Below are 11871 nucleotides of genomic sequence, written 5' to 3'. Positions count from 1 at the left end.
CCCTGATTGGGTGCGCCCCACCGGCGTTCCGTCCGAAGGCAACCTCAGCCGAGCGGCAGCCCGTTCACCGGCAGCCCGTGCGTGGGCAGGCCCTGCAGCGGGAGACCGCCGAGCAGCCCGGCCACCGGCGCGGTCGGCCCGTCGGCGAGGATGCGCGCGACGATCGGCTGCGCGGCGGCCACACCCGCGCCGAGCGCGCCCTGCCCCTGGGCGATCGCCTCGCCCGCCCCGGGGAGCGCCTTGGACACGTTCTCCGCGGGCAGCGTCGAGGTGACGGTGCCCAGCGCCGAGGAGACGTCCGGCACGGCCGGCGCGGCATTCGCGGCACCGGTGCCCGCGGCGGCGAAGGCGGCACCGAGAGCGGCGACACCGAGGGTCTTGGCAGCAGACTGCTTCATTTTGAATGCGTCCTTGGATCCGTGAGACGGGGATGTGAGCGGTCCAAGACCGTAAACACCTCAAGCGGCCTTCCGCAAACATCGAAAAGCGGCCGAGTCATGGAGAAAAAGTGAAGACCCGGCCGCCTCCCACCCCTTCCGATCAGCCCTCATCCTCCACAGAACCGCTGGTGGAGGCGGTCTGCTGGAACAGCCAGGCGGACTTCAGCTCGGCATAACCGGGCTTGATCACGTCATTGATCATGGCCAGTCGTTCATCGAAAGGAATGAATGCTGACTTCATAGCATTGACGGAGAACCATTGCATGTCGTCGAGCGAATAACCGAACGCCTCGACCAGATGCTCGAATTCCCGGCTCATACTGGTACCGGACATGAGCCGATTATCGGTATTCACGGTGGCGCGGAAATGCAGCCGCCGCAGCAGCCCGATCGGATGGGCGGCGTACGAGTCGGCGGCGCCGGTCTGGAGGTTGGAGCTGGGGCACAGCTCCAGGGGGATGCGCTTGTCGCGTACGTACGAGGCGAGCCGTCCGAGCTGCACGGAGCCGTCCTCGTGGACCTTGATGTCGTCGATGATCCGCACCCCGTGCCCGAGCCGGTCGGCACCGCACCACTGCAGCGCCTGCCAGATCGAGGGCAGCCCGAAGGCCTCGCCGGCGTGGATGGTGAAGTGGTTGTTCTCCCGCTTGAGGTACTCGAAGGCGTCGAGGTGCCGGGTGGGCGGGAACCCTGCCTCGGCGCCGGCGATGTCGAAGCCGACGACACCCAGATCCCGGTACCGGTTGGCGAGTTCGGCGATCTCCAGAGCGCGGGCGGCGTGCCGCATGGCGGTGAGCAGGGCGCCGACGCGGATGCGGTGGCCGTTCTCGCGGGCCAGCCGCTCGCCCTCCCTGAAGCCCTCGTTGACCGCCTCGACGACCTCTTCGAGGCTGAGCCCGCCCTCCAGGTGCTGCTCGGGCGCGTATCGCACCTCGGCGTACACGACGCCGTCCTCGGCGAGGTCCTCGGCACACTCGGCCGCGACCCGGACGAGCGCTTCACGGGTCTGCATGACGGCGCAGGTGTGGGCGAAGGTCTCCAGATACCGCTCCAGGGAACCGGAGTCGGCGGCCTCACGGAACCAGATCCCGAGCTTGTCGGGGTCGGTCTCGGGGAGACCCGAATAGCCCGTGGCACGGGCGAGTTCGACGATCGTCCCGGGGCGCAGGCCTCCGTCGAGATGATCGTGCAGCAGGACCTTGGGCGCCCGGCGGATCTGCTCCGAGCTCGGGGTGTTCCGGATCTGGCTCGTCATTACCGCACTCTAGCCCCTACGCGCGTAGATCTCCTGTCGGGCAGATCCGTCGATACGTAACGGTGACCCCGCGGACGGGTGGCGTACACCGCCGCTTCTGAGACTGTTCTGTCATGGCACATCAAGCGACGCCGGTTCGCAGAGCCCGGCTGGGGAGGGCGCTCGGCTCGGAACAGACGGCGGTCAGCGGGGTCGTCCTGCTGCTCCCGGGCGGCGAGGAGACCTCCGCCCGCAGACCGTCCTCGATGCTGGCGGCCGCCTCCGTCCACACACTGGGGCGCCATCTGACGCGCGCGGGACGCATGGAGGGCCTGGCCACGCATGTCGTGCACTACCGGGTCCGCGGCTGGAACGGCGGCGAGGCGGAACTGGCGGCCGACGCCTCCTGGGCCGCCGACGAGATCGTACGCCGGTACGGAGACGTCCCGGTGTGCCTCGTCGGCGTCGACATGGGCGGTCGGGCGGCGCTGCGCGCGGGCGGTCACACCGCCGTCAACTCCGTGCTCGCGCTTGCCCCTTGGCTGCCCGAGGAGGATGTGGCGGCACCACCCGAACCGGTGAAACAGCTGGCCGGGCGGCGCGTGCTGATCGTGCACGGCACGAACGACGAGCGCACCGACCCGGAGTTGTCCTTCCGTCTCGCGGCACGCGCGAAGAAGGCCAACCGCGACATCTGCCGCTTCGAGGTCCACTCCGACGGACACGCGCTGCAGCAGCACCGGACCGAAGTCATGGCCCTGGCCGAGGACTTCGTCCTGGGCGCACTGTTCGGCCGTTCCTTCTCCCGGCCGGTGGAGGACGCCTTCGCCGCGCCGCCACCGCTGGGACTGCGGATGCCGCTCGCGGCGGGCTTCGGGCAGTCGCGGCGCCGGTAGCCGCCCACGCGCAACACGCACAAGGCACACCACCCGCGAAAACCGCGGCACCCCCGCCACAGGATCCCCTTGCACATCTTTACTGAAAATGATTATCGTCTTTATGTGCCCACGGAGGGCATGTACATGACTCAGGGGGGTCTCTTTTGCGTACCCGCAAGCGCCTGCTGACCGTTTCCGGTATCGCCGCCGCCGCTCTCGCCGCGGCCGGCCTCAACACATCCGCCTTCGCCGCGACAACGCTGTCGTCCGGGCACGTCGACGTACTCGACTCGGAGTGGGACGGCAGCGCCCTGCACCTGCACGTGCACGACGAGGTGACCGACACCGAGTACGAGCCGGCCGATGTGACCCTGGCCGTCCCGGCGGCCGCGAAGGTCACCAACCCGGGCTACGGCTTCCTCGGCACCGGCACCCAGGTGTGGCTGCTGCCCGACACGGAGGCCGAGGCCACCGCGGCCGGCGTGCTCTTCGCCGGCGTCTCCACCGAGCACCTCACCACCGGCACCTTCACCGGCGACACCGTCACCTACACCCTGGTGAACGCGACCCGGAACGGCGCGAGCACCGAGGACTTCAGCGTCTACAGCGACGCCTCGGGCTCGGTGAACCGCTACTTCGACAGCGGCAGCACCGCCAACCGCGCCGAGTCGTTCACCGTCGGCGCCCACAACCACCCCAACTGGGCCTTCGAGGAGGCGGGCACCTACCAGGTCACCTTCACCGTGAGCGGCACGGTGGGCGGCGGCACGGTCACCTCCGAGCAGGAGACCCTCACCTTCGTCGTGTCGGGCTGATCCGCACCGATGAGTACAGGACGCACCTACGCCGCCGCGGTGATCGCCGCGGCGGCGGTACTCACCGGCGCGGTGGGGCTCTTGGCGGGCGGCACCCCGCCCGCCCGGGCCTCGTCCGGCGCCGTCGTGCTCGACGACGGAGCGGTCGACCTCACGCCCCGGCTGGTCGACGGCGAACTCCAGCTCCAGATCGACGACCGGAGGACGGGCACCGCGGTGGTCCGCGAACCCTCCGAGGTCGTCTGGCACGTCGTACCCGAGGCGAAGTCGTTCGTCGAGGGCCCGCTCCAGGTGCCGTTGGGCAGCCTGATGGACGCCTGGTACCTCAACGGCTGGGAGGCGGACCAGATCTTCGCCCTCGAACCCGGCTGGAACGGCACTCAGGCCGGTGCCGACACCGAGGTGACGCTCACCGCCTTCGAGGGCCCGGGCGGCTTCGCCCTCTACGACTGGCTGGAGGACGACTCCTACGACGACATTCCGCCGGACGTCCACCTCGCCTCCGACCCGACCGCGAACACCTCGTACGCGCTGGGCAAGGACACCGAACACGCCGTCCCCACCTGGGGGTTCGGCGCCGAAGGCGTCTACCGGCTCACCCTCAGGGCGAGCACGACCCTCGCCGACGGCACCGTCTCCAGCGACACCGAGACCCTCGCGGTCGCGGTCGGCAACGTGGACCCGACGGCCGTACTGCCGGGCGACGGATCGACACCGACGCCACCGACGCCACCGACGCCACCGACGAGCAGCCCGCCCCCAACGGAAACTGTCGCCCCCCGCGCCCATGTCATCGACGACGGGCACCTGGATCTCGCCGCCCGGCCCGTCGACGGCGGGCTGCGGTTCCAGATCAAGGAGGGCACGGCGTACGACTACGAGTGGTACGAGCCCGACGAGGTCGTGCTGCATGTCGTCCCGGCCGCGAAGAAGAGGATCACGAGCGACACGGCGTTCCTCGGCGCCGAGGGCGACCCGGTCTGGTGGCTGCCGCTCGCCCAGGTCTCGGGCATCCTCTGGCCCGGCTGGAACACCGAGGAGTGGGAACCGTCCGCACTCGACGGCAAGGTCACCTACCAGGTGGACTCCTTGCAGGGCCCGGGAACCATGGCCGTCTTCTCGGGCGGCTCGCTCAGCGGCTGGGACCTCTGGATCAACAGCGGCGACGGCCTGCCCGACAGCTTCCGGCACAGCGTCGACGCCCACTCCCACTCGTACTGGGCCTTCACCCAAGAGGGCGTCTACCGAACCAGGTTCACCGTGAGCGCGACCCTCGCCGACGGGACGAAGGTCAGCGACACGGAGACCATCGCGTGGGTCGTGGGCGATGACGTCGACCCGTCCACGGTGGCGCCCGGGGCGGGCGACGAGGCCACGGCGACGCCGACGGCCAGTGCGTCGGAGTCCGCATCGCCGTCGGGGACCGCGAGCGCGAGCCCGGAGACTTCGGCATCACCGTCGGATGCCGCATCCTCCACCAGCCGTACGTCCACCACGCCCACCGGCGCTCTCGCCTCCACCGGCTCCGGTGTCCTCGCACCGCTCGGCGCGTCAGTCGCCGCGCTGATCGTCGGAGGCGGCGCCGTGTGGGCCGTACGAAGAAAGCGAGCTCAGCAGTGAGAACCAGCCCGGAGTTGAGAAGGCGTACGCGCAACGCCGTCGGAGTGAGTCTCGCGGCGGCACTGCTCGCCGGGTGCGCGGGGTCCCGAACGGGCTCGGACAACGGCGAGTTGAAGGTCTCGACGACCACTGCGATCATCGCTGACCTGGTGCGCCGGGTCGGCGGTGACCGGGTCGACGTCACCTCGATCGTGCCGCAGCACGGCGACCCGCACTCCTACGAACCGAGCCCCGGCGACGCGGCGACGGTCGCGCGGGCCGACCTGGTCCTGAGCAACGGCCTGCTGCTGGAAGAGCCCGGGATCACCAAGATGGTCCACAGCAACGCCCGCGCGGACGTGCCCAAGGTAGAGATCAGCGAAAAACTGGAGGAATACGGCGGCACGGTCATCAAGCTGGAGGAGGACCTCGGGCTCGACGTGCTGTGGCTGGGGTGGGCGGTCGAGGGGGACCTCGGCGGCGCCGGCGCCCAAATGCGGATCAGCGCAACGGACTTGGAAGGTCCGGGCGACCTGCACGTCTATCTCACCGACACCCTCGGCAATCCGCAGAGCTCTATCGACTCCACCGACGGCTTCGACGAGAACGACTCCTTCGAACTGCCCGCCGAGGCGCACACCCACGTCAACTGGGCCTTCACGGAGCCGGGTATGTACCGGCTGACCGTCGAGGGCTCGGGCGCCGGGAGCGGCACGCTGACCTTCACGGTCGGCGGCGCGGCCCCCAAGGGGGGTGGCGCGGTGCTCGACGACGGGCACGCGGACGTCGCCTTCGACACGGAACAGCACAAGGTGTCCGTACGCTCCGACGATCCCGCCACCGGCAAGCGGACGTACCACTCCACCGACGAGGTCACGCTCAACGTGCCGGACCGGGCGAAGGAGGAAGTGCCCGAGGAGGGCGCGTACGGCTTCCTGGGCGCGCCCGGCGCCGACCTGTGGGTGTTGCCGCAGGCCGTCCTCGGCAAGCACGTGCACGGCGACCTGGACCCGCACGCGTGGGAGGACGTAGCCAACGCGGAGGCGTATGTGCGGCGCATCGAGGCCGAGTTGACCGCGGCGGACCCGGCCGGGAAGGCGACGTACGAGAAGAACGCCGCCGCCTACCTCAAGACGCTCGGCGCGCTCGACCAGGAGGTCGCGGACACCCTCGCGACGATCCCGGAGGAGAACCGCAGGCTCATCACCACGCACGACGCCTTCGGTTATCTCGCGAACGCCTACGGCATGGAGGTCGCCGGCTTCGTCGTCCCCGTGCCGAACCAGGAGCCGAGCGCCGCCGAGGTCGAGGAACTCGGCACCACCATCCGGGAGAAGAACGTCCCGGCGGTCTTCCTCGAACCGAACCTCGCCGCCCGCGCCGACGTACTGCGCCGGGTCGCCGAGGACGAGGACGTACGCGTCTGCACGATCTACGGCGACTCGTTCGACGACAAGGTCCACGACTACGTGGCGATGATGCGGCACAACGCGACCGAGCTCGCGAAGTGCCTTGGCGGAGGGGCCACTTGATGCGCGGCAGGGTTTGTACGGTGGTGGCGCTGGCCGCCTCGCTGACGGTGGGCGGGAGTGTCGCCTTCGCGGCGGACGGCGGCGAAGTGCCCGTGGTGAGGGTGGACGACACCCACCGGGTGGTCGTGTCCCAGGGCGGCGCGGACCTCGCGGGTTCCCGGGTGTGGGAGGTGACGGCGGACGAGACCGGCTGGGGCCGGGACGGTTGGTCGCTGAGCAAGGCCGACGGGCCGGGGGCGGTCACCTCCGATGGCCAAGAGGGCGACGCCCGTTGGGTGTTCGCGACTGCGGGGACGTACGAGCTGGTCTTCCGTACGGGCGAGGCGACCGAGGCGCGGTATCAGGTGCTCGTCGGGGACGCGGTCATCGCGGAGGCGGAGGAAGAGCCCGATACGGCGACTTCACCCGCGCCTTCGGCGGTGGCCGGGACTCCTGCCGCCAAGGTGCCCGAGGCTCCCGTGATCTCGGCGTTCACCGTCCAGAACTCCCAGCAGGTCCCCGAACTCGCTGCCGAGGAAGCCCAGTCCGCCGCCGAGGACGACGTGACCGTCGTCTCCACCAGGACCACCCTCGACGAGGGGCACATCGACATCGCCGCCCGGGTCGTGGGCGGGAAGATGCAGATCCACGTCAAGGACGGAACCGTCGCCGGGAAGACCACCTGGCGCGAGCCCTCGTCCCTCGTGCTGCACGTCAGGCCGGCCGCCGAGAAGACCATCCCGGACAACGACGACTTCGCGTTCCTCGGCGGGGCGGGCGACCCGGTGTGGCTGCTCGACCAGATACAGCAGGACGGGCTGCTGTGGCCCGGCTGGTCGACCGAGAACATCGCGTCGGGGGCGGCCAAGGGCGAGGTGCGGTTCTCCCTCGACAAGGCTACCGGGCCGGGCGACTTCGCGCTCTACACGTACGACGGACTGTCGGGCGCCGACGTGCTGTTCAACAGCGCGGACGGCGTGCCGGACTCCTTCGATGTCGCCCAGAACACCCACGCGCACGGCGGCTGGGCCTTCCAGAAGGAGGGGACCTACCGACTGACGGTCACCATGTCCGGGCAGCTGGCGGGCGGGACGAAGGTGAGCGACACGGAGACGCTGGCCTTCGTGGTCGGGGACGACACGGATCCGTCGGAGGTGAGCGGCGGGGAGGGTGCCCCCTCGAACACCGCCGGAGACTCTGAGAGTTCAGAGACGTCCGACCGCAGCACCACCGCGAGTGGCGACCCTTCCGGTTCCATGGCCCACACCGGCGCGGACGACCCCGTCCTGCTCGGTTCCGCTGCCGTCGGTCTGGCGGTGGCCGGCGCGGCTGCCGTCTGGGCCGCACGTCGCCGCCGTACGGGTGAGGAAGCGTGAGCGGCACGCTGCTCACGGTCGACTCGGCGTCTGTCGTCCTGGGCGGACGCCCGGCCCTGCGGGAGGCTTCACTGAGCGTCGACGGGGGCGAGCTGGTGGGGCTCATCGGTCCCAACGGAGCTGGAAAGACAACCCTGTTGAGGGCGGTCCTCGGTCTTGTCCCGCTCGCCTCCGGGGCGGTGCGCGCCGAGTCGTCGCCCATCGGGTACGTGCCCCAACGCCACGAGTTCGCCTGGGACTTCCCCGTCGATGTCGCGGGGGCCGTGCTGACGGGACGTACCCGGTCCATCGGCTGGCTGCGGGTGCCGCGTGCCGTCGACCGGGCGGCCGCCGACCGGGCGCTGGAGCTGACCGGGCTCACGGCGCTCCGCCGGCGGCCCATCGGCGAGCTGTCGGGCGGGCAACGCCAGCGCGTGCTCGTGGCGCGCGCCCTCGCCGCCGAGCCCGAACTCCTGCTGCTGGACGAGCCGTTCACCGGAGTCGACGTACCCACCCAACATCTGCTCAACGACCTCTTCGGTCAACTCACCCGCGAACAGGGCAAGGCGCTGCTGATGACGACCCACGACCTGGCGGCCGCCGCCCGTACCTGCGACCGGGTGGTGCTGATCAACGGGACGGTCCTCGCGGAGGGCGGCCCGGAGTTGCTCGCGGACCCGGAACAGATGCTGCGGGCGTTCGGACTGGACCGCGCGATGGCAGGCAAGGGAGTGATCGCGTGATCGACTTTCTGCTCGACCCCTGGGAACTGCCCTTAATGCAGCGGGCGTTCACTGTTACCGCCGTCGTCGGGCTGGTCTGCGGGGTCGTCGGGGTGTACGTCGTGCTGCGCGGGATGGCGTTCATCGGGGACGCGGTGGCGCACTCGGCGTTCCCCGGTGTGGCGCTGGCGTACACCTTCGAGGGGAACCTGCTGCTCGGCGGGGCGGCCGCCGGGATCACCACCGCCGTACTGATCGCCTTCGTGTCGCAGAACCGGCGGCTGAAGGAGGACACCGTCATCGGGGTGTTCTTCGCCTTCGCGTTCGGGCTCGGGATCGTCCTCGTGTCGACGCGCGACAGCTGGACGACGGACCTGTCGTCGTTCCTGTTCGGGCAGGTGCTCGCGGTGTCGGCGTCGGACGTGTGGACGGTGGCCGGGATCGGGACGGTGCTGGTCGTCGTCGTCCTGGCGCTCCGCAAGGAACTGGTGGCCGTCAGCCTGGACCGGGAGACCGCCCGTGCGGCCGGACTGCCGGTCTTCCGTCTCGACCTGACGCTGTACGTCGTCGTCACCGCGACGATCGTGATGTCACTGGAGGCCGTCGGCAACGTACTCGTCCTGGCGCTGCTCATCACGCCCGCGGCGACGGCCCGCATGCTGACGGACCGGTTGTGGGCGATGACCCTGCTCGCCTCCGGGATCGGCTGCGCGGGCAGTGTGGCCGGGCTCTATGTGTCGTACGCCTATGACCTCGCCGCCGGTGGTTCGGTGGTCGTCGTACTGACCGGCGTCTTCATCGTCACCTGGTTTCTGGCGCCACGGCACGGGCTGCTGACGCGGGCCCTGCGACAGCGGATCACTCCGGCAGCAGGTGCCCCCGCCGTGACAGCAGGAACTTCTTGAAGGCGGCGACGGGCGCGGTGTCGGGGTGACCGTCGAGCCAGGCGACGCCGATCTCGCGCACCGCCCGCGGGGCGGTGACCGTCAGCTCGACAACTCCCGGGCGGGCGAAGGCCGGTGGCGGGAGCAGGGCCACTCCGAGGCCGGCGGCGACGAGACCTCGTAGCGTCTCCGCCTCCTCGCCCTCGAAGGCGACCCTCGGCTTGAAGCCCGCCTCCCGGCAGACCGCGTCGGTGATACGGCGCAGGCCGTAGCCGGGTTCGAGGGTCACGAAAGTCTCGTCGGCGGCCTCGGCGAGGCGGATGCGTCGGCGGCCGGCGAGGCGGTGGTCGGCGGGGACGACGAGCCGGAGCTTCTGCTCGTCGAGGCGGCGGCCCACCAGGTCGGGCGCGTCCGGCACCGGCGAGGTGAGGCACAGGTCCAGCTCTCCGGAGCGCAGCCGTTCCAGCATCGCCTCGCCGTAGGTCTGGACGAGGCTGAAGCGGACGCGGGGGTGGTCGGCGCGGAAGGCGCGGATGAGCTCGGGGACCGTCTCCGAGCCCATGGTGTGCAGGAAGCCGAAGGCGACCTTGCCGGTGGCCGGGTCGGCGTCCGCGCGCACCTCGTCGGCGGCGCGTTCGATCTCGGCGAGGGCACGTTCGACGGAGCCGAGGAACGTACGGCCGGCCGACGTGAGCGAGACCGTCCGCCCCCTTCTCGCGAACAGTTCGACACCCAGGTCCTGTTCCAGCCGGACCATGGCCCGTGACAGGGTCGACTGCGGCACCCCCATCTCCTGCGCGGCCCGCGTGACGTGCTCGGTGCGGGCCACTCCCGCGAAGTAGGTGAGGCGCGGGACGAGCATCGCCACAATGTCTTCTGTGTCACTGGACGGTGACAGGTGCGCTTCTGACCTCTGCTCATGCATCACAGGAACGATTATGGCGTTTCTGTGCATTGGACGGATGAGTGGTGGGACTTTAGCTTCGAAGCATGCCTTCTGCCAGTACCGGGGCGTCCACCACCATGGACGCCGCGACCACCGCCTCCGCTTCCACCGCCTCCGCTTCCACCGCCTCCGCTCCGACCGTCTCGGCTCCGACCGTCTCGGCCTCCGCCGTCTCGGCCGACTCCCGTATGGCCCCGGGCGGGCCCGGTTACCGCCGGATGAGCCTCGCCCTCTTCCTCGCGGGCGTCGCGACCTTCGCGCTCCTCTACTCCACGCAGGCGCTCCTCCCCCTCATCTCGCACGACTTCGCCGTCAGCGCGAGTGACGCGAGCTGGACGGTGTCGGCCGCGACGGGCGCGCTCGCGCTGTTCGTCCTCCCCATGAGCGCGCTGTCGGAGCGGTTCGGACGGCGTACGTTGATGACGGCGTCGCTGGTGGTGGCCGTGGCGGTCGGGCTGCTGGTCCCCTTCGCCCCGTCGATCGGCGCGCTGATCGCGCTGCGCGCCGTGCAGGGCGCGGCGCTCGCGGGGCTGCCCGCTTCGGCGACCGCGTATCTGGCCGAGGAGGTCCGGCCGAAGGCACTCATCACCGCGATCGGTCTGTTCGTCGCGGGCAACAGCGTCGGCGGCATGAGCGGACGGGTCATCACCGGCTGGGTCGCGCAGGAGTGGGGGTGGCGGGTCGCCGTCGGAGTGATCGGCCTGATCGCGGTGGCATGCGCGGTCGCGTTCCGGCTGCTGCTGCCCGCCCCTCGGCACTTCGCGGCCGGGTCGCTGCGGCCGCGGGTCCTTGTCCGCACGGTCCGTGACCACCTCGCGAACCCGCTGCTGTGCCGGTTGTACGCCATCGGCGCCCTGTTCATGACGGTGTTCGGCGGGGTGTACACGGTGATCGGGTACCGCCTCACCGAGGCGCCCTTCTCCCTCCCCCAGGGCATCATCGGCTCGATCTTCCTGGTGTATCTGGTGGGTACGGTGTCGGCGTCCACGGCGGGGAAGCTGGTCGCCCGCCTGGGGCGCCGGGGCTCTCTCTACCTGGCGGGCGGCACGACGACCGCGGGTCTGTTGGTATCCCTGGCCGACTCGCTGACCCTCATCCTGCTCGGCCTTGTGCTGATCACCGCGGGGTTCTTCGCGGGACACGCGGTGGCGTCGTCGTCGGTGAGCCACACGGCGACGCGGGGGCGGGCGCAGGCGTCCGCCCTGTACCAGTCCGCGTACTACGTCGGCTCCAGCGTCGGCAGCACGCTCGGGGCCGTCGCCTTCCACGCCGGCGGCTGGGCGGGCACCGTCTCCCTCGGCCTGCTCGCCGTCCTCGGCGTCGTCGCCATCACGGTGTTCGGCTCCCACGCGGCACGGGTACGGGCCCGGCGGGGCCCGGTGCTGGCGCACTGAGGTTTTTTCGCCCCCGCCGCCCCTGCCCGTCCCTTGTTCCTGGGGGCTGCCGCCCCCAGACCCCCGCTTCGGCCTGGACGGCCTCGTCCTCAA

At 70.5% G+C, this 11871-nt stretch carries 11 protein-coding genes; 8 read left to right on the top strand and 3 right to left on the bottom strand.

Annotated elements, in window-relative coordinates; all coding sequences use genetic code 11:
* Positions 1 to 44 precede the first annotated feature (44 nt).
* Complete coding sequence (locus ACFWP7_RS42005; protein ID WP_384393744.1) at positions 45 to 398, bottom strand: ATP-binding protein; 354 nt, start codon at positions 396 to 398, stop codon at positions 45 to 47.
* Between the two features lie 142 nt (positions 399 to 540).
* On the bottom strand, positions 541 to 1695 hold the full coding sequence (locus ACFWP7_RS42000) for an adenosine deaminase (protein ID WP_384393741.1): 1155 nt from the start codon (positions 1693 to 1695) through the stop codon (positions 541 to 543).
* 113 nt (positions 1696 to 1808) lie between these two features.
* Here ACFWP7_RS42000 and ACFWP7_RS41995 point away from each other — a divergent pair, with 113 nt between their 5' ends.
* The 7 genes from ACFWP7_RS41995 to ACFWP7_RS41965 all read left to right on the top strand — a co-directional run bounded on the left by ACFWP7_RS41995 (position 1809) and on the right by ACFWP7_RS41965 (position 9459).
* Positions 1809 to 2570, top strand: coding sequence for an alpha/beta hydrolase (locus ACFWP7_RS41995; protein WP_384393739.1), 762 nt, complete (start codon positions 1809 to 1811; stop codon positions 2568 to 2570).
* Between the two features lie 146 nt (positions 2571 to 2716).
* A complete protein-coding gene (locus tag ACFWP7_RS41990) occupies positions 2717 to 3367 on the top strand; it encodes a choice-of-anchor M domain-containing protein (protein ID WP_384393736.1) in 651 nt (216 codons plus the stop codon).
* A 9-nt stretch (positions 3368 to 3376) separates the two neighbouring features.
* Positions 3377 to 4987 carry a choice-of-anchor M domain-containing protein gene (locus ACFWP7_RS41985; protein ID WP_384393733.1) on the top strand — a complete coding sequence of 537 codons (1611 nt, stop codon included), beginning with the start codon at positions 3377 to 3379 and terminating at the stop codon, positions 4985 to 4987.
* Positions 4984 to 6498, top strand: coding sequence for an anchored repeat ABC transporter, substrate-binding protein (locus ACFWP7_RS41980; RefSeq protein ID WP_384393730.1), 1515 nt, complete (start codon positions 4984 to 4986; stop codon positions 6496 to 6498). Before ACFWP7_RS41985 ends, ACFWP7_RS41980 begins: the two co-directional genes overlap by 4 nt.
* Positions 6498 to 7853: a choice-of-anchor M domain-containing protein gene (locus ACFWP7_RS41975; RefSeq protein ID WP_384393727.1), complete on the top strand. Its 1356-nt coding sequence runs from the start codon at positions 6498 to 6500 to the stop codon at positions 7851 to 7853. Before ACFWP7_RS41980 ends, ACFWP7_RS41975 begins: the two co-directional genes overlap by 1 nt.
* Positions 7850 to 8575, top strand: coding sequence for an anchored repeat-type ABC transporter ATP-binding subunit (locus ACFWP7_RS41970; protein ID WP_384393724.1), 726 nt, complete (start codon positions 7850 to 7852; stop codon positions 8573 to 8575). The genes ACFWP7_RS41975 and ACFWP7_RS41970 overlap by 4 nt, the downstream gene beginning before the upstream one ends.
* Entirely contained in the window at positions 8572 to 9459 is an 888-nt protein-coding gene (locus ACFWP7_RS41965) for an anchored repeat-type ABC transporter permease subunit (protein ID WP_384393721.1), read from the top strand. Before ACFWP7_RS41970 ends, ACFWP7_RS41965 begins: the two co-directional genes overlap by 4 nt.
* Here the strand turns inward: ACFWP7_RS41965 and ACFWP7_RS41960 are convergent.
* Positions 9413 to 10363: a LysR substrate-binding domain-containing protein gene (locus tag ACFWP7_RS41960; protein ID WP_384393718.1), complete on the bottom strand. Its 951-nt coding sequence runs from the start codon at positions 10361 to 10363 to the stop codon at positions 9413 to 9415. The two genes, ACFWP7_RS41965 and ACFWP7_RS41960, sit on opposite strands and share 47 nt — an antisense overlap.
* Positions 10364 to 10428: 65 nt before the next feature.
* On the opposite strand from ACFWP7_RS41960, the gene ACFWP7_RS41955 reads away from it, so the two are divergent.
* Complete coding sequence (locus ACFWP7_RS41955; RefSeq protein WP_384393715.1) at positions 10429 to 11778, top strand: MFS transporter; 1350 nt, start codon at positions 10429 to 10431, stop codon at positions 11776 to 11778.
* Positions 11779 to 11871: the final 93 nt, after the last annotated feature.

Origin of the sequence: Streptomyces sp. NPDC058470 (assembly GCF_042721055.1) — a bacterium.
Classification (GTDB): Bacteria; Actinomycetota; Actinomycetes; order Streptomycetales; family Streptomycetaceae; genus Streptomyces.
Note: the sequence above shows the minus strand (reverse complement) of the source record. Positions and strands in the feature narration are given on the sequence as shown.

Bases quoted from the DNA above. Each gene is read 5' to 3' on its own strand.
- ACFWP7_RS42005 (WP_384393744.1), bottom strand. From the start codon at position 398: ATGAAGCAGTCTGCTGCCAAGACCCTCGGTGTCGCCGCTCTCGGTGCC.
- ACFWP7_RS42000 (WP_384393741.1), bottom strand. From the start codon at position 1,695: ATGACGAGCCAGATCCGGAACACCCCGAGCTCGGAGCAGATCCGCCGG.
- ACFWP7_RS41995 (WP_384393739.1), top strand. From the start codon at position 1,809: ATGGCACATCAAGCGACGCCGGTTCGCAGAGCCCGGCTGGGGAGGGCG.
- ACFWP7_RS41985 (WP_384393733.1), top strand. From the start codon at position 3,377: ATGAGTACAGGACGCACCTACGCCGCCGCGGTGATCGCCGCGGCGGCG.
- ACFWP7_RS41975 (WP_384393727.1), top strand. From the start codon at position 6,498: ATGCGCGGCAGGGTTTGTACGGTGGTGGCGCTGGCCGCCTCGCTGACG.
- ACFWP7_RS41960 (WP_384393718.1), bottom strand. From the start codon at position 10,363: ATGCATGAGCAGAGGTCAGAAGCGCACCTGTCACCGTCCAGTGACACA.
- ACFWP7_RS41955 (WP_384393715.1), top strand. From the start codon at position 10,429: ATGCCTTCTGCCAGTACCGGGGCGTCCACCACCATGGACGCCGCGACC.